Source organism: Thermomonospora cellulosilytica (assembly GCF_014138835.1).
Taxonomy (GTDB): domain Bacteria; phylum Actinomycetota; class Actinomycetes; order Streptosporangiales; family Streptosporangiaceae; genus Thermomonospora; species Thermomonospora amylolytica.
This window is the reverse complement of the sequence record NZ_JACJII010000001.1, coordinates 2,607,939-2,631,641: the sequence shown is the minus strand read 5'-3', so window position 1 is coordinate 2,631,641 and position 23,703 is coordinate 2,607,939. Positions and strand designations below refer to the sequence as shown.

22 protein-coding genes are annotated in these 23,703 nt (G+C 73.0%); 11 read left to right on the top strand and 11 right to left on the bottom strand.

The features are described 5' to 3' along the window. Positions 1-7: 7 nt before the first annotated feature. On the bottom strand, positions 8-1,375 hold the full coding sequence (locus tag HNR21_RS12465; protein WP_182705322.1) for a dihydrolipoyl dehydrogenase family protein: 1,368 nt from the start codon (positions 1,373-1,375) through the stop codon (positions 8-10). Between the two features lie 52 nt (positions 1,376-1,427). Continuing rightward, positions 1,428-2,372: a ribonuclease Z gene (locus tag HNR21_RS12460; protein WP_119727328.1), complete on the bottom strand. Its 945-nt coding sequence runs from the start codon at positions 2,370-2,372 to the stop codon at positions 1,428-1,430. A 78-nt stretch (positions 2,373-2,450) separates the two neighbouring features. Here HNR21_RS12460 and HNR21_RS12455 point away from each other — a divergent pair, with 78 nt between their 5' ends. Beyond that, positions 2,451-2,924: a pyridoxamine 5'-phosphate oxidase family protein gene (locus HNR21_RS12455; RefSeq protein ID WP_182705321.1), complete on the top strand. Its 474-nt coding sequence runs from the start codon at positions 2,451-2,453 to the stop codon at positions 2,922-2,924. 61 nt (positions 2,925-2,985) lie between these two features. Here HNR21_RS12455 and HNR21_RS12450 read toward each other — a convergent pair whose 3' ends face one another. From HNR21_RS12450 to mca, 5 genes are all read right to left on the bottom strand, one after another. Next, complete coding sequence (locus tag HNR21_RS12450; RefSeq protein WP_182705320.1) at positions 2,986-4,974, bottom strand: hypothetical protein; 1,989 nt, start codon at positions 4,972-4,974, stop codon at positions 2,986-2,988. Positions 4,975-5,047: 73 nt separating this feature from the next. Beyond that, positions 5,048-5,596 carry an OmpA family protein gene (locus HNR21_RS12445; RefSeq protein ID WP_182705319.1) on the bottom strand — a complete coding sequence of 183 codons (549 nt, stop codon included), beginning with the start codon at positions 5,594-5,596 and terminating at the stop codon, positions 5,048-5,050. Continuing rightward, positions 5,593-6,129: a hypothetical protein gene (locus HNR21_RS12440; RefSeq protein ID WP_182705318.1), complete on the bottom strand. Its 537-nt coding sequence runs from the start codon at positions 6,127-6,129 to the stop codon at positions 5,593-5,595. The genes HNR21_RS12445 and HNR21_RS12440 overlap by 4 nt, the downstream gene beginning before the upstream one ends. 231 nt (positions 6,130-6,360) lie before the next feature. Further along, on the bottom strand, positions 6,361-6,660 hold the full coding sequence (locus HNR21_RS12435) for a hypothetical protein (RefSeq protein ID WP_182705317.1): 300 nt from the start codon (positions 6,658-6,660) through the stop codon (positions 6,361-6,363). After that, positions 6,651-7,505, bottom strand: a complete 855-nt coding sequence (mca, locus tag HNR21_RS12430; protein ID WP_119727327.1) for a mycothiol conjugate amidase Mca — start codon at positions 7,503-7,505, stop codon at positions 6,651-6,653. Before mca ends, HNR21_RS12435 begins: the two co-directional genes overlap by 10 nt. A 165-nt stretch (positions 7,506-7,670) precedes the next feature. On the opposite strand from mca, the gene HNR21_RS12425 reads away from it, so the two are divergent. Further along, positions 7,671-8,054, top strand: a complete 384-nt coding sequence (locus HNR21_RS12425) for a DUF4307 domain-containing protein (RefSeq protein WP_157995763.1) — start codon at positions 7,671-7,673, stop codon at positions 8,052-8,054. A gap of 139 nt (positions 8,055-8,193) precedes the next feature. Next, positions 8,194-8,694 (top strand): transcription elongation factor GreA, encoded by a 501-nt coding sequence (gene greA / locus HNR21_RS12420; protein ID WP_119727325.1) that lies wholly within the window; start codon positions 8,194-8,196, stop codon positions 8,692-8,694. Positions 8,695-8,797: 103 nt separating this feature from the next. Here greA and HNR21_RS12415 read toward each other — a convergent pair whose 3' ends face one another. After that, the gene (locus tag HNR21_RS12415) at positions 8,798-9,295 is read right to left on the bottom strand and encodes an Lrp/AsnC family transcriptional regulator (protein ID WP_119727324.1); all 498 of its coding nucleotides are present in this window, start codon (positions 9,293-9,295) and stop codon (positions 8,798-8,800) included. A 124-nt stretch (positions 9,296-9,419) separates the two neighbouring features. Between HNR21_RS12415 and hppD the strand changes: the two genes are divergently transcribed. The 5 genes from hppD (at position 9,420) to HNR21_RS12390 (ending at position 15,977) form a co-directional block, all read left to right on the top strand. Further along, on the top strand, positions 9,420-10,514 hold the full coding sequence (gene hppD / locus HNR21_RS12410; RefSeq protein WP_182705316.1) for a 4-hydroxyphenylpyruvate dioxygenase: 1,095 nt from the start codon (positions 9,420-9,422) through the stop codon (positions 10,512-10,514). 77 nt (positions 10,515-10,591) lie between these two features. Beyond that, entirely contained in the window at positions 10,592-11,257 is a 666-nt protein-coding gene (locus HNR21_RS12405) for an RDD family protein (protein ID WP_182705315.1), read from the top strand. 55 nt (positions 11,258-11,312) lie between these two features. After that, positions 11,313-12,848, top strand: coding sequence for a M1 family metallopeptidase (locus HNR21_RS12400; protein ID WP_182705314.1), 1,536 nt, complete (start codon positions 11,313-11,315; stop codon positions 12,846-12,848). Between the two features lie 108 nt (positions 12,849-12,956). Beyond that, the gene (locus tag HNR21_RS12395; RefSeq protein ID WP_312881003.1) at positions 12,957-14,453 is read left to right on the top strand and encodes a M1 family metallopeptidase; all 1,497 of its coding nucleotides are present in this window, start codon (positions 12,957-12,959) and stop codon (positions 14,451-14,453) included. A 99-nt stretch (positions 14,454-14,552) separates the two neighbouring features. Then, positions 14,553-15,977 (top strand): M1 family metallopeptidase, encoded by a 1,425-nt coding sequence (locus HNR21_RS12390; protein WP_182705312.1) that lies wholly within the window; start codon positions 14,553-14,555, stop codon positions 15,975-15,977. A gap of 52 nt (positions 15,978-16,029) precedes the next feature. Here HNR21_RS12390 and ilvA read toward each other — a convergent pair whose 3' ends face one another. Genes ilvA through HNR21_RS12375 form a run of 3 tightly spaced genes read right to left on the bottom strand, consistent with a single transcriptional unit; the run spans position 16,030 to position 19,476 of the window. Further along, complete coding sequence (ilvA, locus tag HNR21_RS12385) at positions 16,030-17,238, bottom strand: threonine ammonia-lyase (protein WP_182705311.1); 1,209 nt, start codon at positions 17,236-17,238, stop codon at positions 16,030-16,032. A gap of 49 nt (positions 17,239-17,287) precedes the next feature. Further along, positions 17,288-18,295, bottom strand: a complete 1,008-nt coding sequence (locus HNR21_RS12380; protein ID WP_182705310.1) for an ROK family protein — start codon at positions 18,293-18,295, stop codon at positions 17,288-17,290. A gap of 11 nt (positions 18,296-18,306) precedes the next feature. Then, positions 18,307-19,476, bottom strand: a complete 1,170-nt coding sequence (locus HNR21_RS12375; RefSeq protein WP_182705309.1) for an FIST signal transduction protein — start codon at positions 19,474-19,476, stop codon at positions 18,307-18,309. Between the two features lie 161 nt (positions 19,477-19,637). Here HNR21_RS12375 and HNR21_RS12370 point away from each other — a divergent pair, with 161 nt between their 5' ends. The 3 genes from HNR21_RS12370 (at position 19,638) to HNR21_RS12360 (ending at position 23,701) form a co-directional block, all read left to right on the top strand. After that, positions 19,638-21,056 carry a sigma 54-interacting transcriptional regulator gene (locus HNR21_RS12370; protein ID WP_246443813.1) on the top strand — a complete coding sequence of 473 codons (1,419 nt, stop codon included), beginning with the start codon at positions 19,638-19,640 and terminating at the stop codon, positions 21,054-21,056. Between the two features lie 128 nt (positions 21,057-21,184). Next, positions 21,185-23,158, top strand: a complete 1,974-nt coding sequence (locus HNR21_RS12365; protein WP_119727314.1) for a vWA domain-containing protein — start codon at positions 21,185-21,187, stop codon at positions 23,156-23,158. 36 nt (positions 23,159-23,194) lie between these two features. Further along, complete coding sequence (locus tag HNR21_RS12360; RefSeq protein WP_182705307.1) at positions 23,195-23,701, top strand: hypothetical protein; 507 nt, start codon at positions 23,195-23,197, stop codon at positions 23,699-23,701. Positions 23,702-23,703 lie beyond the last annotated feature (2 nt).

The following is a 23,703-nucleotide window of genomic DNA, read 5'->3' as shown; positions in this document are numbered from 1 at the left end:
GCCGGGCTCAGGAGTACAGGTCCTCGACGGCGCTCTGGATGGCGCGGTGGAACGTCGGATACGCGTAGATCATGTAGCGCAGCCGCTCGGCCGGGACCTCCCCGTGGACGGCGACCGCCAGGGCGCTGAGCACCTCGCCGCCGTTCGGTCCCGCCGAGGTCGCGCCGACCAGGACCCCGCGGTCGGCGTCCTGGACCAGCTTGATGAAGCCCTCGTTGCCCCTGCCGTGGATCCAGCCGCGCGAGGAGGCCGGGATGCGGGTCATGCCGGTGCGGACGTTGATCCCCCGCTCGCGGGCCTGCGCCTCGGTCAGCCCCACCGCCCCGACCTCCGGGTCGGTGAACGTCACCCGCGGCACCGCCCGGTAGTCGGCGGACGGGCCGCCCTGCCCGAGGATGTCGCGGACCGCCACGTCCGCCTGGTACATCGACACGTGCGTGAACGCGCCCTTGCCGGTCACGTCGCCGATGGCCCACACCCCGTCGGCGGCCCGCATCCACTCGTCGGTCTCGATGAAGCGGGCGTCCTCGTCCAGCCCGACCGCGCCGACGCCGAGGTCCCGCAGCCGGGTGCGGCGGCCGATCGCCACCAGCAGCGCCTCGCCGTGGACCTGCCCGCCGCCGTCGAGGTCCACGGTGAAGCCGTGCGCGTCGTCGTGGTGGACGGCGGTGGCGCGGGTTCCGGTGTGCACCGTGACGCCCTCGCGTTCGAACACCTCGTACAGCAGGTCGCAGGCCTCGGGCTCCTCCACCGCCAGCAGCCGGTCGCGGGCCTCGACCACGGTGACCTGGGTGCGGAAGCGGGCGAACGCCTGCGCCATCTCGGTGCCGATCGCCCCGCCGCCCAGCACCACCAGCGAGCCGGGCGCGGCCTCGGCCTCCACCGCCTCCCGGTTGGTCCAGAACGGGGTGCCCGCCAGCCCGTCGATCGGGGGGACGTTCGGCTCGGTGCCGGGGTTGAGCACGATGCCGCGGCGGGCGCGGAACACCCGGCCGTCCACGGTGACCTCGCCGGGCGCGGTGATCCGGCCGTAGCCGCGGACCAGCCGCCCGCCGGTCCGGGCGAACCGCTCGGCGGCGGCCCGGTCGTCCCAGGAGTCGGTGGCCTCCTCGCGGATCCGCTTGGCGACCTGGGTCCAGTCGGCGGTCACCGTGGAGTCCCCGGACATCCCGGGGATCCGGCGGCCCTCGGCCAGCAGGTCGGCGGCGCGGATCATCATCTTGGTGGGGACGCACCCCCAGTAGGGGCACTCCCCGCCGACCAGCCGGGCCTCGACCGCGACCACCTCCAGGCCGGCCTCGGCCAGCCGGCCCGCCGCGTTCTCCCCGCCCGGTCCCATGCCGATGACGACGACATCGGCCTCTTCGGCTGCCATGCGGGCGTTCCTACCCGCCGCCCCGTCCCGGGAACCGGCCCGAACCGGCGCATCACGCCCCGGTCGCCCGATGCCGGGACGGAACGGGAATCCGGTCCAGGTCGCGGGCGAGCACCACGTCCCCGTCGTAGACCTCGGCGGCCTGCTCGGCGAAGCGCGGGAAGTCCTCGGCGGTGTACCGCTCGGAGAAGTGGGTGAGCACCAGCCGCCGCACCCCGCCCGCCGCCGCGACCTCGCCCGCCTGCCGTGCGGTCAGGTGCGCGTACCTGCGGGCCAGCGGCTCGTCCTCGGCCAGGAACGTCGACTCGATGATCAGCATGTCGACGCCGTCCGCCAGTTCGAACACCGCGTCGCACAGCCGGGTGTCCATGACGAACGCCAGTTTCTGCCCCGGCCGCGGCACGCTGCACTCGGCGAGCGTGACGGTGCGGCCGTCCGGGGCGGTGACGCGGCCCTCCCGCTGCAGCCGGCCGACCAGGGGCCCGGCGATGCCGTGCCCGGCGAGCCGCTCGGGCAGCATGGTGATCCCGTCCGGCTCCTCCAGCCGGTACCCGTACGCCTCCACCGGGTGCTGCAGCCGCCGCGCCGACAGGGTGAACGGCGCCTCGCCGGAGTCGATGGCGGCCTGCGCGCCGCCGATCGGGCGTTCCTCGACGACGTCGGTGTCGACGAACGCCGAGGCGTGCCGCAGCCGTTCCCAGTAGTCCCGGCCCGAGGCGGGGAACACCGCGCGCACCGGGTGCTCGACGCCGTCGCGGGCGATCCGCTGGATGACGCCGGGCAGGCCGAGGCAGTGGTCGCCGTGGAAGTGGGTGACGCAGATCCAGTCGATGTCGTGCGCGGCGACCCCGGCGCGGATCATCTGCCGCTGGGTGCCCTCCCCGGGGTCGAACAGCAGTCCCTGCCCGTCCCAGCGCACCAGATAGCCGTTGTGGTTGCGGAACTTGGTGGGCACGGCGCTGGCGGTGCCGAGGACGAGGAGATCGCGGGTGGACATGCCTTCCATTCTGATTACCGAACGTTATTCTGTTCGCGATCGCACCGTCCGGGACGGGCCGCTAGCTGAGGAGAACCGGTGGGCAACAAGCGCGAGCAGATCAAGATGACCCCGGACGAGATCCAGGAGTTCCTGGCGAGCCAGTTCAAGGTGCAGATCGCCACCGTGGACCCGGACGGCGCCCCGCACCTGGTCACGATGTTCTACACCCTGCTGGACGGCAGGATCGCGTTCACCACCTACGCCCGTTCGCAGAAGGTGGTCAACCTGCGCCGCAACCCGGTGATGACCTGCCTGGTCGAGGACGGCCTGGAGTACGGCGAGCTGCGCGGCGTCAAGCTCAAGGGCAAGGGCCGCATCATCGAGGACCCCGCGGTCCGCACCAAGGTCGGCCGGGTCGTCGGCAGCCGGATGGCCGGTCTGCCGGTCCCCGAGCTGGGCGCCCCCATCGATCCCGTCATCGCCGAGGGCATCGAGAAGGCCCTGGCCAAGCGGGTCGTGGTGGTGATGGAGCCCGACCACGTCACCAGCTGGGACCACCGCAAGTTCTGACCGCGTTCCGGTCGCGGAAGGCGGCCGGAATCGGCCGGAGACTTCCTCCGCGACCGGGCCGTCACCCCGTGGGGTCGGCGGCGCACGGGGCCCCGGCGCAGACGTCGACGACCTCGCCGGTCTTGAGGAACGCGGCCTTCTGTCTGCGGGCGTCGGGGTCGTTGCGCGGGTCGGAGTGCGGATCCCGCCCGTACTCGTCACCGCGCGGCGGCGTGTTGGTCAGCGGCGGGTGCGGCGTGCCGCTGTCCCACACGACGATCGCCGAGCCCCGGTACGGGTACGCCTCGATCGGCGGGATGCCCCAGTACGGGACGAGGTCCGGGTTGCGTCCGGGGGCGATGGCCGGGGTGTGGATGCGGGCCCCGATGGTGCGGGCCTCGACCTCGGCGGCGGTCGGGGACACCTGGTGGTCGCCGAACGCCACGTGCAGGAGCACCTGGTGGCCCGGCGTTCCCGGCAGCGGCCGGTCGGTCATCCACTCGGCGTATCCGTTGGCCTCCCCGCGGTCCCACAGCATCTGGATCAGCGCGAAGCACAACTGCTGGTCGAGCTTGTCCGGGTAGGCCGTGTTCATGACGACGGCGTACTGGTCGAAGTCGACGCTGCGGTTGAGCAGCGTGCTGTAGTTCATCGCCGGGACGCCCAGCACCGCCCGCCGGAAGTCGGTGGACACGGCGGTGAGCGCGCCGCCCATGATGCCGCCCTGGCTGTTGCCGTCGAAGGACAGCCCGGCGGCGGTGTCGATGACGGGCCGCCCGTCCGGCGCGCGGAACGCCTCGTGCGAGACCAGCCCGTCCCGGTGGACCATCGCGCGGCCGAGCCACAGCATGTTGAGCATCCCCTGCTGGAGCCGGTCGGCGATGGTGGCGAACCGGCTCAGGTCGGCGAGCACGGTCACCACGTTGACGATGTCGTCCTGCGACATCCCGGCCCACTTGGTCGCGCAGAACACGAACCCGTGCTCGTCGGCCATGGCCCGCACGTTGCCCGCGCCGACCTCCCCCTCGCTGCCCAGCAGCCCGTGCCCGTACAGGGCGGGACGTGCGGGCGAGGTGAACGCGGCGCGCGGGATCGTGCACTGGAACGTGGGGATCTGCGTGTTGCCCGGCAGCCGCGCGGGCAGCCCGTCGCTCCCGTAGTGGAACTGCGAGCCGGGGATCCCGCCCGGCAGGTTCAGGTAGCTCGGGACGAGGATCCGCCCCTTGACGACCCGGGCCGTCCGGTCCTCCGGCGGGTTGTCGGTGACCTCGGTGACGGTGAAGCGCGGCGCGCCGTCGCCCAGCCGCCGGAACGAGTCGTCGCGGATGTGCAGCATCCGCTCGGTCAGGCTCCGCCGGCTGGCGACGGTGAAGTCCCACGCCAGATACAGGTCCTCGGTCCCGATCCCGTGCCGGGCCAGGTCGCCGAGGGCCCTGCGGGCGTGCCGCTGCCGCTCGCGCAGCGGGTGGCCCTCGGGCAGCTCGGCGCCGACGACCTGGCCGAACGCCTCACCGGCCGGGATGGTCGCCCCCTGGGAGTCCTTGAGCCGGCGCAGCGCCACCACGTACCGGTGCCCGGCCAGGAAGTTGCGGGCCGGGCGGATGATCAGCGCCCGCCGGTCCGCCCGGGTCGCCTGCGCGTCCAGCTCGGCCCAGTACGGCCAGCGCTCCCCGGTGGCGGTGTCGATGATCACGATGGGGGCGTCCGGGGCCAGCGAACGCCCGATGTCGGTGACCGGCGCGGCCCCGGTCCTGGCCAGGTCGATCCCCGGCACCCGGGTGAGCAGCGGCGAGCCGGGCGAGAACCCGTCCGAGCGGTTCCACTCCGTCGGGTCGACGGCCTTGCCCAGCACGTTCCTGGGCATCGCGGACGCCTTGAACGCCACCCGCCGCCCGGTGTCGGTGGCCGGGTCCGGCACGGTGTACCAGTCGTTCGGGAACGGCAGCATGCACGCCGCCGGATCGACCGGGTCGCAGCCGCGTTCCAGGACCCGGGCCGAGGCCGCCGTCCCCGGGGCCGAGACCAGCCCGAGCACCATCGCCGCCGCCGTGAGCAGACCCCGGACCCTCATCCCGACCTCCCAGGAACGCGAGCGGCCCTCATGTTCCGTCGATCACGGCTCCGGGTCAATGCCCGGCCGGGACTCAGCCGGCGAAGGTGATCTCCACCCGGCGGTTCTTGGCCCGCCCGACGGGGTCGTCCTTGCCGTCCGGGGTGGTGTTCGGCGCCACCGGGGCGGTCTCCCCGCGGCCCTCGGCCTCGATCCGCGCACCGGCCCCGAGCAGGCGGGCCAGTTCCGCCCGCACGGCCTCGGCGCGCCGCCGCGACAGCTCCAAGTTGGCGCCGTCGGAGCCGATGGCGTCGGTGTGGCCGACCACCCGCACCGCCCCGGACGCCCCGCGCAGCCGCGGCGCCAGCCGCTCGATCGTGCGCTTGGCGGCCTCGGTGAGCGTGGCGTCCCCGAACCCGAACAGCACGTCGGTGTTGATCCGCACGGTGACCGTGTCCCCGCCGCCGACCTCCTCCTGCAGCGGGACGATCGACCCGTTCAGGTCGATGTCGTCGATGACGGTCTCGATGCCGGTGACGGACGCGGCGATCTCCTGATCGGTGGGCTCCGGGGCGGCCGCGGCCGCCCCGGGCAGCAGCACGAGCGCCGCCACGACGGCCGGCAGCGTCGCGCGGCCCCTCATCGGCTCACCGGGACGTTGCGGAACGGCCCCCACTCACCGACCATCACGTCCACGGCCGGCACGCTCTCCGGCGGCGCGGCGAAGGTGTAGGTCAGGATGTTGCGCTGGTTGTTGCCCAGCTCCTTGAGGTCCTCGGGCTCCAGTTCCTCGGTGCCGGCCTTGACGACCCGGTGCCGCTTGAGGTTGACGGTGTCCAGCAGCGACGCGTCCAGGGAGTGGTTCCCGTTGAGCCGGTAGAGGGTGGGGGCGGGGGCGCCGGCCGGCACCTGCGGGGTGACCGCCAGCGTGAGCTGGGCGAGCTTGCCCGTCACCCGCAGGTCCACGATGGCGATCTCCACCTTGGCGCCCGGGGCCATCGGCGAGTCGAACGTCTGCTTGACGATCGACCTGCTCGTGTCCACGGCCTCGGCGGGTCCCGTGGCCCCGGCCGCCTCGCCGTCCGATCCCTTGGAGTCGCCGCCCCCGATCGCACAGCCGGTCAGCCCCAGGGCCAGAGCGGCGGCGACGGTCATGATCCGCCACGGTGCACGCACGCCATCATCTCCTCGGTCGGCTTCGTCGGACGTCCGGTCAGATACCGATCATGAGCGGTTTGTTCGGACACGTCACCCGAACCCCACCGGCCCACGGGCCGGCCCGGTTTCCGAAAACACCGGCGCCCGCGCGTTTCCCGAGGACGGGCGGCGGCACCGCGCCATCGACCGAAATGCGAACGAGGGCGGACCGGATCCCGGATCCGGTCCGCCCTCGCCGAAGTCTCCCGCTCAGTCCTTGGGAGCCCTGTCGGCGCTCTCGGCCTTCGCGGTGCCGCGTTCGCGGCCCGCCTCGCCGTCCTCGTCATCGGACGCGGCGGCCTGCTCCCGCTCCCACTCCTGCTGCACCAGGTCGGCCTCCCGGGGGACCTGGATCTTGTTCATCTGCTTGTTCATGGAGCGGATCAGCAGGTAGACCGCCGCGCACAGGGCCAGGAAGACGGCGAAGCCGAGGTAGCCGGGGCTCACGGTCTCGTCGTTGAGCTGGAACTCCTCGTTCCTCGGCTGGGCGAGCAGCAGCGCTACAGACATACCTTCTCCCTGACGCCCGCGAACAGGTCGTCCTCGGGCAGTTCGGTGTCCACCAGGGACCTGGCCAAATGGTAGTCCTCGGTGGGCCATGCCTCGCGCTGCACGTCCAGCGGGCACTTGAACCAGAAGCCGTTGGGGTCGATCTGCGTCGCGTGCGCCAGCAGCGCCTTGTCGCGGGTCTCGAAGAAGTCCGCGCACGGCACCCGGGTGGTCACCGTCCACGGGGACGGGGCGTCCTCCAACCGCTTGAGCCAGTCGCCGTACGGGGACTCCAGCCCGGCCTTCTCCATGGCGGCGTGCAGCGCCTCGAGCCGCTCCTGGTTGAAGGTCATGTGGTAGTAGAGCTTGAGCGGCTGCCAGGGCTCGCCGGTGCCGGGGTAGCGGTCCGGGTCGCCGGCCGCCTCGAACGCCTCCACCGACACCCGGTGGCACATCACGTGGTCCGGGTGCGGGTAGCCGCCCCGCTCGTCGTAGGTGAGCATCACGTGCGGGCGGAACTCGCGCACGATGCGCACCAGCGGCTCGGCCGCCGTCTGGAGCGGCTGCAGCGCGAAGCACCCCTCCGGCAGCGGGGGCGGCGGGTCGCCCTCGGGGAACCCCGAGTCCACGAAGCCCAGCCACTCCTGCCGTACGCCCAGGATGTCGCGGGCCCGCGCCATCTCCTCCTGCCGGACGGCGGCGATGTCCGCCTTGATCTCCGGCCGGTCCATCGCCGGGTTGAGGATGTCGCCGCGCTCCCCGCCGGTGCAGGTGACCACCATCACCTCGGCGCCGTCGGCGACGTAGCGCGCCATGGTCGCCGCCCCCTTGCTCGACTCGTCGTCGGGATGGGCGTGCACGGCCATCAGGCGAAGCGGGCCGTCGTCGCAGGAGCTCCCACCGATCGGTGCGTCGGACACTGCACAGTCTCCCTGTTCGTTGACCAGCGGGGGGTTCGGGTACGGGGCATCCCCCGCGGCAGACGACAATTGTCCCTGACAACACCGGCCGACCGCACGGAGATTCCCGCCATGAGCACCAGCGCCAGCCAGCCCACCGCCGACCGCCGCCGGGGCGGGCGGCTCGGGTACGCGGTGATCGGCGTCGTCGTGGCGATCTGCGCCGTGGGCTGGTCCGTCATCATGGCCAACGCCGGCCGCACCCCGGGGATCGAGCAGCAGACCATCTCCTACCGGGTGCTCGGCGACTCCTCGGTCGAGGTCCGCTGGCAGGTCGCCAAGCCCTCCGACCGGGCGGTGCGGTGCGTGGTGGACGCCGTCGACACCGACTTCGCGGTGGTCGCCCAGCGTGAGGTGGTGGTCCCGGCCGGACGCGCCGCGCTGACCCGTACCGACCTGCTGGAAACGACCCGGCGCGCCACCGCCGCCAGGGTCCGGGAGTGTCGCACGATGTGACCGTCTGGCGGATTGCGGGTGAACGCCGAAGGGAACCTTTACTCTCACATGCGGGATAGGCTTGAGGTTTCGCCCGGCCCGCCAGGTCGGTCCGTCGGAGGCGGGCCGAAGAACGATACGTGTGGACAGAGGAGCATCCGTGACCGAGACCCGTGCTGACAACGTCAACTGGCTCACCCAGGAGGCGTACGACCGGCTCAAGGCCGAGCTGGAGTATCTGTCGGGCCCGGGCCGCATCGAGATCGCGCAGAAGATCGAGGCGGCGCGGGAGGAGGGCGACCTGCGCGAGAACGGCGGCTACCACGCCGCCAAGGAGGAGCAGGGCAAGATCGAGGGCCGGATTCTCCAGATCCAGCACATCCTGGAGAACTCCCAGGTCGGCGAGGCGCCCCGCACCGAGGGCGTGGTCGGTCCCGGCATGACGGTCACGGTCGCGTTCGAGGGCGACGACGAGGAGGTCACCTTCCTGCTGGCCTCCCGCGAGGAGAGCGGCGCCCCCATCGACGTGTACTCCCCCAAGTCCCCCCTGGGCGCCGCCATCAACGGCAAGAAGGTCGGCGAGAAGGCCACCTACACGCTGCCCAACGGGCGCAGCATGACGGTGGAGATCCTGGACGCCACCCCGTACGCCGGGGCCTGACGCGCCGTTCCCCCGGGGGACGACGCCCCCGGACTCCCGCACAGCACGTCCACTCCTGGGCATCCCACGGCCCGCCGGCACCGACCCCGGCGGGCCGTCCGCGTCATCCCCCGGCCCGGGGCCGCCGCCCGCCGGCCGCCGCGGCGGCGTGCACCAGCGGCAGCGTGCGGTACGGGACCTGGGTGGCCAGCGAGATCACCGAGGACGCCCGTTCCACGCCGGCCACCGCCAGCACCCCGTCCAGAACCCGCTGCAGGTCCGCGTTGCTGCGCGCGACGATGCGGCACAGCATGTCGCCCGGCCCGGTGATGGTGTGCGCCTCGATCACCTCGGGGATGCGGGCCAGCCGCTCGGCCACCGGGTCGTGCCCGCCCGGCTGCCTGATCTGCAGGGTGACGAACGCGGTCACCGGATAGCCGAGCGCCGCCGCGTCGATCTCGGGCCCGAACCCGCGGATCACCCCGTCGCGGGCCAGCCGGTCCAGCCGCGCCTGCACGGTCCCGCGGGCCACCCCCAGCCGCCGTGACGCCTCCAGCACCCCGATCCGGGGCTCGGCGGTGAACAGCTCGATCAGCCGCCCGTCCAGCGCATCGATCGTCATGGCCGCCCTCGCAGGTGGTCAGGCTGCACAGATCACCGGCGCTTCTCCCAGCAGTACTGTGCAGATTGTCCAGCGTTTCAAGTCACTATTGCACAGGTTGTAGGGCTGGGCCGACATTGATCGCATGAGCGACGTATTTCCGGTCAAGGGCATGGACGCCGTGGTCTTCGCCGTCGGGAACGCCAGGCAGGCCGCGCACTTCTACTCGACCGCGTTCGGGATGCGCCGGGTGGCGTACCGGGGGCCGGAGACGGGCTGCCGGGACGAGGCGGCGCACGTGCTGGAGTCGGGCGGGGTCCGGTTCGTGCTGCGCGGCCCGGTCCGCGCGGGCACCGACCTGGGCCGTCACGTCGCCGAGCACGGCGACGGCGTGGTGGACCTGTCCATCGAGGTGCCCGACGTGGAGGCCGCCTACAAGCACGCGGTGGCGCAGGGCGCCCGCGGCCTGGAGGCCCCGCACACCGTGGAGGACGAGTACGGCAAGGTGGTGCTGGCCTCCATCGCCACCTACGGCGAGACCCGGCACACCCTGGTCGACCGCTCCAACTACTCCGGCCCCTACCTGCCCGGGTACCAGCCGGCCGAGCCGCTGGTGGAGCCCCCCGCCAAGCGTTTCTTCCAGGCGATCGACCACTGCGTGGGCAACGTGGAGCGCATGGACGAGTGGGTGGACTTCTACCACCGGGTCATGGGCTTCACCGACATGGCCGAGTTCATCGGCGACGACATCGCCACCGAGTACTCGGCGCTGATGTCCAAGGTGGTGGCCGACGGGACGCGCAAGGTCAAGTTCCCGCTGAACGAGCCGGCCACCGGCAAGCGCAAGTCCCAGATCGAGGAGTACCTGGAGTTCTACGGCGGTCCCGGCGTGCAGCACATCGCGCTGGCCACCAACGACATCCTGGCGTCGGTGGACGCCATGCGGGCGGCCGGGGTGGAGTTCCTGGACACCCCGGACTCCTACTACGAGGACCCCGAGCTGCGCGCCCGGATCGGCGAGGTCCGCGTGCCGGTGGAGGAGCTGCAGAAGCGCCGCATCCTGGTGGACCGCGACGAGGACGGCTACCTGCTGCAGATCTTCACCAAGCCGGTGCAGGACCGGCCGACCGTGTTCTTCGAGCTGATCGAGCGGCACGGGTCGCTGGGCTTCGGCAAGGGCAACTTCAAGGCGCTGTTCGAGGCCATCGAGCGCGAGCAGGCGCGGCGCGGAAACCTCTGACAAACGGACACGAAACCCCGGCTCAACGGCGCGCCGGGCGGGGTTTGCGGCGGTGGGCGAATGCCGACGCTGACGGTATGAACCCACCGCCGCACGACCCCGGCTCCAGTCCCGGGCCCGAGGACCGGCCGCCCTGGGACCGGCCGCAGCCCCCGCCGTACGAGCAGCAACCCCCTCCCCCCTATGGAGAGCAGCCCCCGCCGTACAAGGGCGAATACGCAGGTCCCCCGCCCTCGTACGGCTGGGGGCCTCCCCCCGGGCCGGCCGCCGGGCTGGCGAGCCGGTGGGCTCGGCTGGGTGCGGCGCTGGTCGACATCATCCTGGTGGGCGCCGTCATCACGCTGGTGACCTGGCCGTTCCTGGACTACGACCGGATCCTGGAGGGCCCCCGCGGGGAGGAGGTGTTCGTCCCGGCCGGACAGTGGGCGGCCAACTTCCTGGGCGCGTTCCTGGCGTTCCTCTACTACTGGCTGATGACCTACAAGTGGGGGCGGACGCTCGGCAAGATGGCGCTCGGCATCCAGGTCGTCCGGGCCGCCGACGGCGGTGCGGTCACCCAGGGGCAGGCGGCCGGGCGGTCGGCGTTCTACAGCGTGCTCGGCGGCCTGTGCGCGTGCATCGGCCTCATCGACGTGCTGTGGCTGCTGTGGGACGAGCGGCGGCAGTGCCTGCACGACAAGGTCGCCGGGACGGTGGTCCGCAAGATGGTCCCGGGAAGCGTCGACCCCTATGCGGGGCGCTGATCGGCGACGGCGCGGCCCCGGGGAGCCGCCGCCGCGGTTTAGGCTGGGCCCCGTGATGACGGCCGGTAAATCCCGCATTGCCCCCTCGAACGCCTCCCGGGCCACCAGGCGCGGCGCCCTGGCCCTGGGCCTGGCGGCCTCGCTGACGGCGTGCACGATCTCCCTCGACGACGAGCCGCGGCCCGGCGCGACCGGCGCGCCCGCTCCCACCTCGAGCGCGGCGGCGGGGCTGGACAGCGCGGGAGACCCGTACGTCCCGGGCGACGGCAACGGGGGCTACGACGTCCAGCACTACAAGCTGACCCTGGACATCAGGCCCGGCCAGGCCACCGAGCTGAACGGCGTCGCCGAGATCACCGCCAAGGCCGCCCGGCGGCTCGACCGGTTCCACCTGGACCTGACCGGGCTGACGGTCTCGGAGGTGACGGTGGACGGCGCCGCCGCGCGCTGGGAACGGCGGGGCAGCGAGCTGATCATCTCCCCGTCGCGGGCGCCGGCCGCCAACGCCAGGTTCACCGTCAAGGTGCGGTACGCCGGAACGCCCAAGCCGGTCGCCAAGCCCCCGCTGGGCACCTACGGGTGGGTGCGCACCTCCGACGGGGTGTTCGTGGCCTGCCAGCCCAGCGGCGCGCACACCTGGTTCCCGGCCAACGACCACCCGAGCGACAAGGCCACCTTCGAGTTCGTGGTGACCGTCCCGCCGGGCCTGACCGCCATCGCCAACGGGGAGCCGTCCGGCGCCCCGATCGGCGGCGGCTCCGGCGCGCCGAGCACCGGCCCGGGCGGCGGGAACGGCGGCGTGGTGCCGGTCGCGCACCGCCGGGCCGCCCCGGTGACCTGGCGGGTCAGGGAGCCGATGGCGACCTACCTGGCGACCGTCACCGTGGGCCGGTTCAACGTCAGGACCGGCAAGACCCCCAGCGGCATCACCAACATCACCGCCGTCGACCCCGAGGTCCGCACCACCGACCTGGACGCCTTCCACGCCAAGAACGCCGAGATCACCGAGGAGTTCACCGAGCTGTTCGGGCCGTATCCGTTCTCCTCGACCGGCGGGCTGGTCGACAACGCGGAGGTGGGCTTCGCGCTGGAGACGCAGACCCGTCCGGTCTACGGGTCGTTCGGCGCCCAGGAGGGGATCGTGGCGCACGAGATCGCGCACATGTGGTTCGGCGACAGCGTCAGCGTGACCTCGTGGAAGGACATCTGGCTGAACGAGGGGTTCGCCACCTACGCCGAGTGGATCTGGTCCGAGCGGGTCACCGGCGTCTCGCCGCAGCAGCAGTTCGACCAGCTCTACGGGCAGGAGGACAACGACGAGCTGTGGGGCGTGCCGACCGGCGACCCGGGCGCGGAGCAGATGTTCAGCTCCGGCGCCGTCTACACCCGCGGCGCGATGACGCTGCACGCGCTGCGCACCAAGGTCGGGGACGGCACGTTCTTCGAGATCCTCAAGACCTGGACGTCGCGGTACCGGCACTCCAACGCCACCACCGCCCAGTTCATCGCGGTGGCCGAGCAGGTCTCCGGGCGGCAGCTCGACGGGTTCTTCCAGGACTGGCTGTACGAGCGGGGCCGCCCGGCCCGGTAAAGAGCCGACAGCGTCCGGTCTGGCAGGGGTGAACGCCCCGCAAGGGCTGCGGAAAGCTCCGGCGGGTGACCGGGAGGACGATCACCGCGCACCGGCAGGGTGATCGGCGTGAACACTCGCGCCCCATTCGGTAAGACGTCCGTCCGGTTCACCGTCGTGACCGCCGCCGCCACCGCGCTCGCGCTGGCCGCGAACGGCGGGAACGCCGCGACCCAGACCGCCTCCCCCGCCTCCGCCCCCGGATCGCCGACGCCGGCCGCCCCGCCCTCCGGGACGCCGTCGCCGTTCGCCTCGCTGACCGGCGCGGCGGGCTCGGCCGGGCTCGGCGACGAGTACTTCCCGTCGGCGGGCAACGGCGGGTACGACGCCCTGCACTACGACGTCGCGCTCGCCTACCGGAAGGACCGGAGCATCACCGCGGCCTCCGTGATGACCGCCCGCGCGACGCAGGACCTCGGATCGTTCTCGCTCGACTACCGGGGGCCGAAGGTGTCCGGGGTGCTGGTGAACGGGCGGCCGGCCGCGTTCGCCCGCAAGGGTCAGGAGCTGGTGATCACCCCGGACCGGCCGCTGGTGGACGGCCGGACGTTCACCGCCGAGGTCCGGTACGCGGGCCGTCCGCAGTCGCGCAGCAGCAGCGAGCTGGGCTCCTACGGCTGGATCCCCACCCGGGACGGCGTGGTCACGGTGTCCCAGCCGGACGGCACCCCGTCGTGGCTGCCGGTCAACGACCATCCGCTGGACAAGGCCACCTACACGTTCCGGATCACCGTCCCGGAGGGGCTGCGGGCCATCGCCAACGGGCGGCCGGTCGAGCCGCCCGCCCGGCGCGGCAGGTCCGCCACCCACGTCTGGCAGGTGACCTCGCCGATGGCCAGCTACCTGGCGATGATCGCCGTCGGGAGGTTCGAGGTGCGGCAGGCCCGGGCCGGCGGCGTCCAGGTGATCACCGCCGTCGACCCCAGGTACGCCAGGCACGCCGCCAAGCTCGAACGCGACACCATCGCCGCGACCACGTGGCTGGCCGGGCTGCTCGGCCACTACCCGTTCCCCACCGCCGGCGGGGTCATCGACGACCCGCAGCTGCACTACGCGCTGGAGACCCAGGAGCGGCCGGTGTACGCCGGGTTCGCCCCGGCGATGAACTTCGTCGTGCACGAGACGGCCCACCAGTGGTTCGGCAACAGCGTCAGCCTCAAGCGGTGGCCGGACATCTGGCTCAACGAGGGCCTGGCCACGTACGCCGAATGGCTGTGGCAGGAGCACCGCGGCAAGGGGAAGAACACCGCGCAGAAGATCTTCAACCGCTACTACCGGCAGCCCGGCAACTCGGTGATCTTCCGGCCGCCGCCGGGCCGTCCGGGCGCCCGCGAGCTGTTCGGGTACTCGGTCTACATCCGGGGCGCGATGACCGTGCACGCGCTGCGGCAGCGGATCGGCGACCAGGCGTTCTTCCGGGTGCTGCGGGCCTGGGCGGAGCTGTACCGGCACGGCAACGCGCAGACCAACGACCTGATCTCGCTGGCCGAACGGGAGTCCGGCAAGCAGCTCGACCGGCTGTTCACCGTCTGGCTCTACCAGAAGGGCAAGCCCAAGAGCTGGTAGCCGCGCTTGCGCAATCGAGATCGAATTGCGCTTGTGCAGGTCGGGAAGCTGCTGGGAGCTTGTGGGCAAGGCAGGTCCGACCATGCGAGGCGACATTCGATGAGCAGAACTCCCGGCGCTCTGGCCGCGGTCGCGCTGACCGCGGCGGCGGGGCTGGTCGTGTCCGCGGCCCCCGTGAACGCGGCCCCGAAGTTCACCCCCGGCGCCGCCGGAGCCGGTGACCCCTACTTCCCCGACATGGGCAACGGCGGATACGACGTCGCCCACTACGACGTGCGACTGCGGTACTCGGCCGCCGACAAGGGCATCGCCGCCACCACCCGGATCAGGGCCACGGCCACGCAGCACCTGTCCAGCTTCAACCTGGACTTCCTGGGCCCGCTGCGGGTGCACTCGGTGACCGTCGACGGCAGGCCCGCCGCGTTCCGGCGGACCGGGGCGCAGGAGCTGGTGATCACCCCCGCCAAGGGGCTGGTCAAGGGCAGGACCTTCAGGGTCTCGGTGGCCTACTCCGGCGTCCCGCAGAAGATCGAGGACGACGCGCTGGGCGTGTCCGGCTGGGTGGCCACCGACGACGGCGCGGTGGCGCTCAACCAGCCGTTCGGCACCGCGACCTGGATGCCGGTGAACGACACCCCCGCCGACAAGGCCGCCTACACGTTCGCGCTGACCGTGCCGAGCGACCTGCAGGCGCTGTCGAACGGCGACTACGCCGGACGCCGCACCGCGGACGGGCGGACCACCTGGCGGTGGCGAATGCCGCAGCCGATGGCCAGCGAGCTCGCCATGATCGCCATCGGGAGGTACAACATCACCTCCGGGCGCACCCCGAGCCGGATCCCCAACATCACGGCGATCGACGAGAACCTCGACACCGCCGCGGGCCAGGGCGCGGGCTTCCACAAGCTGACCTCCGACGTCACCGAGTGGGGCGCCGACACGTTCGGCAGGTACCCGTTCGGCTCGACCGGCGGCATCGTGGACGCCATCGGGGTCGGGTACGCGCTGGAGACCCAGGGCCGCCCGGTGTACGACCGCAAGGGCCGTCCCGGGGTCAACCCCAGCTCCGCGCTGGTCGCCCACGAGATCGGGCACCAGTGGTTCGGCAACAGCGTCACCCCGGCGTACTGGCGCGACATCTGGCTGAACGAGGGCTTCGCCACCTACACCGAGTGGCTGCACAGCGAGCAGCACGGCGGCGCCACCGCGCAGGAGACGTTCGACGAGGTGTACGCCACGCCCGCCACCGACGGCCTGTGGCAGGTCAAGGTGGCCGACCCCGGACGCGACAACATCTACGCGCACGCGGTGTACGACCGGGGGGCGATGACCCTGCACATGCTGCGCAAGGCGGTCGGGGACGAGAAGTTCTTCGCGCTCGTCCGCGCCTGGTACGCGCAGAACCGCGACGGCAACGTCACCACCGCCGACTTCGTCCGGCACGCCAAGCGGTACGGGAACCCGGCGCAGCTCGACGCGCTGTTCAACGCCTGGATCCACACGACCGGCAAGCCCGCGCTGTGATCTGCCTCCGAACGGGCGCGTCCGGCCTCGGGCGCGCCCGTTCGGCGTCCGGTCAGCTCAGCTTGAGGGTGTAGCCCTTGCGGCGGAGCCGGGCCAGCACGTCCTGGCAGTGGTCCGGGCCGCGGGTCTCCAGGTGCAGCAGGACCTCGGCCTCCTCGACGTGCAGCCGGGCGGCCATCCGTTCGTGCATCACGTCCAGCACGTTCACGCCCAGCTCGGCCAGCTCGCCCAGCAGCGTGACCAGCGCGCCCGGCCGGTCGGTCAGGCGGCACCGCACCACCAGGTAGCGGCCCGCCCCGGCCAGCCCGTGCCGCAGCACCTTCGACAGCAGCAGCGGGTCGATGTTGCCGCCGGACAGCACCGCCACCACCGGCGGCTCGAACGCGTAGGCGTGCTCCAGCAGGGCCGCCACCCCGGCCGCCCCGGCGGGCTCGACGACCTGCTTGGCCCGTTCGAGGCACAGCAGCAGGGCCTGGGAGATCGACTCCTCGGTGACCGTGACCACCGCGTCGACCAGCTCGCTGACCAGCGCGTACGTCAGCTCGCCGGGACTGCCCACACTGATCCCGTCGGCCATGGTGGGGCGCGGCTCGATCCGGATCGGCCGGCCCGCCGCCAGCGAGGGCGGGAACGCCGCCGCCCGCTTGGCCTGCGCCCCCACCACCTTGATCTCCGGTTTGAGCGCCTTGGCCGCCCCCGCCACCCCGGAGATCAGCCCGCCGCCGCCCACCGCGGTCACGATGGTGCGGACCTCGGGCAGCTCCTCCAGGATCTCCAGCGCGATGGTGCCCTGCCCGGCGACCACGTCCCGATGGTCGAACGGGTGGATGAACACCGCCCCGCACTCGTCGGCGTACTCGCGGGCCGCGACCAGGCACGCGTCCACGGTCGGCCCGGGGAACACCACCTCGGCCCCGTACGAGCGGGTCGCCTCGACCTTGGGCAGCGGGGCGCCCTCGGGCATGAAAACGGTGGCCTTGCAGCCCAGCAGCGAGGCGGCCAGCGCCACCCCCTGCGCGTGGTTGCCGGCGCTGGCCGCCACCACGCCCCCGGCCCGCTGCGCCTCGGTGAGCCCGGCGATCCGCACGTACGCCCCGCGCACCTTGAACGACCCGGTGCGCTGCACGTTCTCGCACTTGAGGTAGACCGGACCGCCGATCGCCTCCGACAACACCCGCGACTGCAGCAGCGGCGTCGCCACGATCACGCCGCGCAGCAGCTCCCGCGCCGCACGGACCTCATCGACGCTGACGAGTTCCACGCCGCGAGTGTAAGTCCCCCGCCCCTCCGGGGGGCGCGGGGGTCCTCGCTCAGTCGGCGTTCCAGTAGCGGTCGGCGGCGAAGACGAGGGCGGCGGCGCCGACCAGCCCGGCGGTCTGGCCGAGGGCGGCGGGGACGACGCGGACCTGCCGGGCGAAGTCCATCCGGGCGTGCGCGCGCAGGGCCTCCTCCAGCGGGTCGAACAGCAGCGGGCCGGCCTGCGACAGGCCGCCGCCGACCGAGACGACCTCCAGGTCGCACAGGTGGGCGGCGGAGGCGATGGCGATGCCGAGGGCGCGCCCGGCGCGGTCCATGGCGGCGGAGGCGACCGGGTGGCCGCGGCGGGCGTCCTCGGTCAGCTCCACGCCGGTGACGTCGGTGCGGCCGGGCCGCCAGCCCTGCTCCTGGGCCCAGGCGACCAGGCCGGGACCGCGGGCGATCGCCTCCAGGCAGCCCCGGCCGCCGCACTTGCACGGCGGGCCCGCGGGGTCGACGACGACGTGCCCGATGTGCCCGGCGTTGCCGCTGGCCCCGTCGACCAGGCGGCCGTCGAGGATCAGCCCGCCGCCGACCCCGGTGGACACCACCATGCCCAGCACGTTGCCGCGGCCCCGCCCGGCGCCGCGCCAGTGCTCGCCGACCGCCACGCAGATCGCGTCGTTGTGCACCCGCACCGGCAGGCCCGGGTAGCGCTCGCGGAGCCGGTCGCGCAGCGGGAAGTCCCGCCAGGCGGGGATGTTGAGCGGGGAGACCTCCGCGGACGGCCACCGCATCGGCCCGCCGCAGCCGACCCCGATCCCGGCCAGCGGCGGGTCGCCCGCGTCGGCGACCAGCTTGTCCAGCAGCGCCAGCAGACTCCGCCACAGCCCCTCGGCGTCCAGGTCGACGGGCGTGTGCGTGCGGTCGTGGTGGGCGACCCGCCCGCCGGGCTCGACGAGCGCCGCCGCCAGTTTCGTCCCCCCGATGTCGATCGCCAGCGCGAGCCGTTCCGCCGCGCCGCGCTCGGCGGCCCGCAGCCCTTCGATCGCGGTGGCCTCCCACGTCGCGCGTTCGCTCATGAGCGGGTCGTTCATGAGCGGGCCGCCGGGCCGAACGCCAGGATGGAGGCGGTGAAGCCGTGCACGTGGTTGCGGCCGGAGACCGGGCCGATCTCGCCGGCGGCGAAGAACCCGCCGACCCCGGCCGGGCCGAACGTGCGGCGCAGCAGCTTCACGTCGTGGTCGGAGTTGGGGAACATCGCCCGGCCCCGCCCGTTGCAGGAGAACAGCAGCGCCCCCTCCACCGGGGACAGGTCGAAGCGGTTCAGCAGCTCGGCCAGGTCCTCGTCGGCGGCGCCGGCGTCGCGGACCTGGAAGCGGACGGTGCGGCCCACCTCGACCACGTCGCCGATCGCGATGGCGCCGGTGTCGGTGTCCGCGCCGACCACCCCGCGCACCAGGAAGTCGCCGTGCTCGTGCTCCTCGGCGTACTCGTCCATCGCCACCCCGATGAGCAGGCCGCGGGCGGCCATCTCCTGCTCCTCCTCGGGCAGCGTGAGCACGATCTGCTCCAGCTTCTCCAGCGCGGGCATCCCGGCCAGCTCGTACAGCACGTTCTCGTCGGCCTTGGTCACCACCATGTCCGGGCCGATCGGACGGGCGCCCTGGCTGACCACGGTGGCGGCGGTGACCGGGCCGCCCAGCACCACGCCGACCGCGCCGTCGTCGAACACCTCGTCGTTCAGCAGCAGCCGGGTCCGGCCCGCGCCCAGGCCCCCGGCCAGCCCGCCGACCAGCGGCAGGCCGGGCATCGCCTCGGCGGACCGTTCGACGAACGCGTCCACCGGGAAGCTGTAGGGGTCGGCCAGCAGCATGCCGACCACGTCGTCGTCGTGCCCCTCCGGCATCCCGACCACCACCAGGCGGTCCTCGGCGCGCAGCGTCTCCAGCCGGAACGCCTCCAGCCGGGCCTCGGGCAGCGACCCGGCCCAGGCGCTCACCGCGCTGGTCTCCTCGACCCCGCGGCTGCCGCCGATCACTCCGCTGCCGTTGCAGCCGACCACCACCCGGGCGCCGGCCTCCCGGGCCACCGCGGCGGCCCGCCGGGCGGCCTGCGCCGCGGCGTCGGAGTCCTCGGCGACCATGAACACGCAGACCAGGTCGGGGGGCGCGGTCAGCGGCGCCAGCGCCTGCCGCACCGAGGATTCGGCGGCGCCGGTCAGATCGGGTCCGAGGGCCAGGCCATCACCGAATCGCGCCATCGGCTCCCCCTCCCTCACGTGGTCCCTGATAGCGGGTCATGCCTCGATTCTCCCCGCCCGCGGGCCCGGTACCCAACCACCGGGCGGGGTGTGGCCGGGTCCGCGATCGGCACGACCGGGTGCAGTCCGGCCATCGGCGACGTACTGTCGATCGCGTGTCCCTGACTACGAATGAACCCGCGCCGGCCGACACCACCGTCGGCGCGCTGCGCGCCGACGGTCACGTCCAGCGTTCGGTCAAGGCCGAGATCAGGCACAACCTGCTGGAGCGGCTGCGGTCCGGACGTCCCCGTTTCCCCGGCATGGTCGGGTTCGAGGACACCGTGCTGCCGCACGTGGAGCGGGCGCTGCTGGCCGGTCACGACATGGTGCTGCTCGGCGAGCGCGGCCAGGGCAAGACCCGGCTGATCCGGACCCTGGCGGGGCTGCTGGACGAGTGGACCCCGGTGGTGGCGGGCTGCGAGATCAACGACCATCCGTACGCCCCGGTGTGCGTGCGCTGCCGGCGGCTGGCCGCCGAGCTGGGCGACGAGCTGCCGGTGACCTGGCGGCACCGCGACGAGCGGTTCGGCGAGAAGCTGGCCACCCCGGACACCAGCGTCGGCGACCTGATCGGCGACGTGGACCCGATCAAGGTGGCCGAGGGCCGCACGCTGGGCGACCCGGAGACGGTGCACTTCGGGCTGGTGCCGCGCACCAACCGGGGGATCTTCGCCATCAACGAGCTGCCCGACCTGGCCGAGCGGATCCAGGTGTCGCTGCTGAACGTGCTGGAGGAGCGGGACGTGCAGATCCGCGGCTACGCGCTGCGGCTGCCGCTGGACGTGCTGCTGGTGGCCAGCGCCAACCCCGAGGACTACACCAACCGGGGCCGGATCATCACCCCGCTCAAGGACCGGTTCGGCGCCGAGATCCGCACCCACTACCCGCTGGCGCTGGACGACGAGCTGGACCTGATCCGGCAGGAGGCCGCGGTCGCCGAGCTGGGCGCCGAGGTGCCCGACCACCTGCTGGAGGTGATGGCCCGGTTCACCCGGCTGGTCCGCGACTCCACCGCGGTGGACGCCCGGTCGGGCGTGTCGGCCCGGTTCGCCATCGCCGGGGCGGAGACCGTCGCCGCGGGCGCGGTGCGGCGGGCGGCGCTGACCGGCGAGCAGGACGCGGTGGCGCGGGTGTGCGACCTGCCCGCCGTGGTGCCGACGCTGATGGGCAAGGTCGAGTTCGAGGTCAGCGAGGAGGGCCGCGAGCAGGAGGTGCTGGAGCACCTGCTGCGCCGGGCCACCGCCGAGACGTTCCGCCGGACGCTGGGCGGCGCCGACCTGTCGGGGCTGCTGGACAAGTTCGACCAGGGCGCCGTCGTGGAGTCCGGGGAGCTGGTCCCGGCCGCCGAGCTGCTGCGCCGGGTGGGGCAGGTGCCCGGGCTGGCCAAGATCGTGCAGCGGCTGGGGATGTCCGGCGAGTCGCCGGGGCAGGCCGCCGCCGCGCTGGAGTTCGCGCTCGAGGGACTGTTCCTGACCCGCAGGCTGTCCAAGGACGTCACGCCGGACGGCCAGGGCGGGACGGCCACCTACCGCACGTAGGGAGAGATGAGGGAGCCGGAGGCGCGCGGCGCCGGTCTGACGAGGAGCGCGCGGAGCGAGGAACGAGCGAGCACGCGACGAGGAAGACCGGTGCCTCAGGGCGCGCCGCAGGCGACCGGGGGGTAGGCATGAGTCGTTATCGCTACGGGCGTTACCAGGACGGGCCGGATCCGCTGGCGCCGCCGTACGACATCCGGTCCGCGCTGGACGCCATGGGCGACTCGGTGCTGGAGGGCACCACCCCCGGCGAGGCGCTGCGCGAGCTGCTGCGCCGGGGGCTGCCCGGGCAGGACGGCCAGCGCGCCCGGCGCGGCCTGGAGGACCTGCTGCGGCAGGTCCGGCAGCGCCGCCGGGAGCTGCGCGACCGGGGCCGGCTGGACGGCACGCTGGAGCAGGCGCGGGCGCTGCTGGACACCGCGATCGGGCAGGAGCGCGCCGAGCTGTTCCCCGACCCCGGTGACGAGGCCCGGCTGCGCGAGGCGGAGCTGGACACGCTGCCGGCCGACACCGCGCAGGCCGTCCGGCGGCTGTCGGACTACGACTGGCGGTCGGACGCGGCCCGCGCCACCTTCGAGGAGCTGAAGGACCTGCTGCGGCGCGAGGTGCTGGACGCCCAGTTCCAGGGCATGCGGCAGGCGCTGGCCGATCCGGACCCGCAGGCGATGCAGCGGGTCAAGGACATGATGGCCGCGCTCAACGACATGCTCGACGCCGACGCCAGGGGCGAGCACACGCAGGCCGACTTCGACGAGTTCATGCGCGAGTACGGGGACTTCTTCCCCGACGACCCGCAGAACCTGGAGGAGCTGGTCGACTCGCTGGCGCGGCGGGCGGCGGCGATGGACCGGCTGATGGCCTCGCTGAGCCCCGAGCAGCGCGAGGAGCTGGCGGCGCTGATGGCGCAGGCCATGGAGGACGCCGGGCTGGCGATGGAGATGACCCGGCTGGGCGACGCGCTCCGCGCCCGCCGTCCCGACCTGGGCTGGGGCCGTCCGGAACGGATGACCGGGGAGGACCCGCTGGGCCTGGGCGACGCCACCACCGCGCTGGCGGAGCTGGCCGACCTGGCCGAGCTGGAGGCGGCGCTGGCGCAGGACTATCCGGGCGCCCGGCTCGACGACGTCGACGAGGAGGCGGTCCGCCGGGCGCTGGGCCGGCAGGCCGTCGACGACCTGGCCGAGCTGCGCCGCATTGAGAAGGAACTGGAACGCCAGGGCTACCTGCAGCGCAGCAACGGGCGGCTGGAGCTGACGCCCAAGGCGGTGCGGCGGCTCGGGGAGACCGCGCTGCGCCGGGTGTTCGCGCAGATCGACGGCGGCCGGCGCGGTGACCACGACCAGCGGGACGCCGGGCAGGCCGGCGAGCTGACCGGGTCGTCGCGCCAGTGGCGGTTCGGCGACGAGCAGCCGCTGGACGTGGTCCGCACCGTGAGCAACGCCATCCGCCGGAACGCCGCCGCGCCGGCCGGGGACCGTTCGGTGCGGCTCAGCGTGGACGACTTCGAGGTGCTGGAGACCGAACGGCGCACGGCGGCGGCGGTGTGCCTGCTGGTGGACCTGTCGTACTCGATGGTGCTGCGCGGCACGTGGGGGGCGGCCAAGCAGACGGCGCTGGCCCTGCACACCCTGGTGGCCAGCAAGTACCCGCAGGACGCCGTCCAGATCATCGGGTTCTCCAACTACGCCCGGGTGCTGCACCCGACCGAGATGGCGGGGCTGGACTGGGACATGGTGCAGGGCACCAACCTGCACCACGCGCTGATGATCGCCGGGCGGCATCTGGACCGGCATCCGGACTTCGAGCCGGTGGTGCTGGTGGTCACCGACGGTGAGCCGACCGCCCATCTGCGGCCGGACGGGCGTTCGCTGTTCGACTATCCGCCGTCGCACGAGACGCTGGTGCTGACCCTGGCGGAGATCGACAAGATGACCCGGCGGGGGGCCACCCTCAACGTGTTCATGCTGGCCGACGACCACCGGCTGGTGTCGTTCGTGCAGGAGGTGGCGCGGCGCAACGGCGGCCGGGTGTTCGCCCCCGACGCCGGCCGGCTCGGCGAGTACGTGGTCAGCGACTACCTGCGCATACGACGTGGCGGAAAGTGACGGGACGGGCGCGATCCACAGGGTAGGTTCGTGGCCATGTCGACCTCCGATCGCCTTCTGCTGATACTGCACATCGGGTTCGCCATCTTCACGCTGGGGCCGCTGACCGCCGCGACCATGGCCACCCCCCGCTACATCCGGCGGCGCGACCCCCGGGTGCTGCGCTACCTGAACCGCGCCACCCGCATCTACGGGCTGGGGGCGCTGGGGATCTTCCTGTTCGGGCTGTTCCTGGCCGGGGGGCGGTTCGACGAGGTGTGGCTGTCGGCGTCGATGACGTTGTTCATCGTCGCGCTGGTGCTGCTGGTGATCGTGGAACGCGACCAGCGCAAGGCGATCCATCGGGTGGAGGTGGCCGTCGCCGAGGACCGCACCGTCGCGGCGGAGGAGGCCGCCCGGCCCCACCATGAGGGGGCCGAGCAGGGGACGGCCGCAGAGGCCGGGAACGTCGCGCAGGTGGAGCGCGGCCGGATCGCCGCGATCTCGGGTGTGGTCGCGCTGCTGTGGCTGGTGATCCTGGTGCTGATGGTCTGGAACGGATGAGC

Excerpts from the sequence above, each read along its gene's own strand:
- HNR21_RS12465 (WP_182705322.1), bottom strand. The coding sequence starts at position 1,375 with ATGGCAGCCGAAGAGGCCGATGTCGTCGTCATCGGCATGGGACCGGGC.
- HNR21_RS12460 (WP_119727328.1), bottom strand. The coding sequence starts at position 2,372 with ATGTCCACCCGCGATCTCCTCGTCCTCGGCACCGCCAGCGCCGTGCCC.
- HNR21_RS12450 (WP_182705320.1), bottom strand. The coding sequence starts at position 4,974 with ATGAGGGTCCGGGGTCTGCTCACGGCGGCGGCGATGGTGCTCGGGCTG.
- HNR21_RS12445 (WP_182705319.1), bottom strand. The coding sequence starts at position 5,596 with ATGAGGGGCCGCGCGACGCTGCCGGCCGTCGTGGCGGCGCTCGTGCTG.
- HNR21_RS12435 (WP_182705317.1), bottom strand. The coding sequence starts at position 6,660 with ATGTCTGTAGCGCTGCTGCTCGCCCAGCCGAGGAACGAGGAGTTCCAG.
- mca (WP_119727327.1), bottom strand. The coding sequence starts at position 7,505 with ATGGCCGTGCACGCCCATCCCGACGACGAGTCGAGCAAGGGGGCGGCG.
- HNR21_RS12425 (WP_157995763.1), top strand. The coding sequence starts at position 7,671 with ATGAGCACCAGCGCCAGCCAGCCCACCGCCGACCGCCGCCGGGGCGGG.
- HNR21_RS12415 (WP_119727324.1), bottom strand. The coding sequence starts at position 9,295 with ATGACGATCGATGCGCTGGACGGGCGGCTGATCGAGCTGTTCACCGCC.
- hppD (WP_182705316.1), top strand. The coding sequence starts at position 9,420 with ATGAGCGACGTATTTCCGGTCAAGGGCATGGACGCCGTGGTCTTCGCC.
- HNR21_RS12405 (WP_182705315.1), top strand. The coding sequence starts at position 10,592 with ATGAACCCACCGCCGCACGACCCCGGCTCCAGTCCCGGGCCCGAGGAC.
- HNR21_RS12400 (WP_182705314.1), top strand. The coding sequence starts at position 11,313 with ATGACGGCCGGTAAATCCCGCATTGCCCCCTCGAACGCCTCCCGGGCC.
- HNR21_RS12390 (WP_182705312.1), top strand. The coding sequence starts at position 14,553 with ATGAGCAGAACTCCCGGCGCTCTGGCCGCGGTCGCGCTGACCGCGGCG.
- HNR21_RS12380 (WP_182705310.1), bottom strand. The coding sequence starts at position 18,295 with ATGAGCGAACGCGCGACGTGGGAGGCCACCGCGATCGAAGGGCTGCGG.
- HNR21_RS12375 (WP_182705309.1), bottom strand. The coding sequence starts at position 19,476 with ATGGCGCGATTCGGTGATGGCCTGGCCCTCGGACCCGATCTGACCGGC.
- HNR21_RS12365 (WP_119727314.1), top strand. The coding sequence starts at position 21,185 with ATGAGTCGTTATCGCTACGGGCGTTACCAGGACGGGCCGGATCCGCTG.
- HNR21_RS12360 (WP_182705307.1), top strand. The coding sequence starts at position 23,195 with ATGTCGACCTCCGATCGCCTTCTGCTGATACTGCACATCGGGTTCGCC.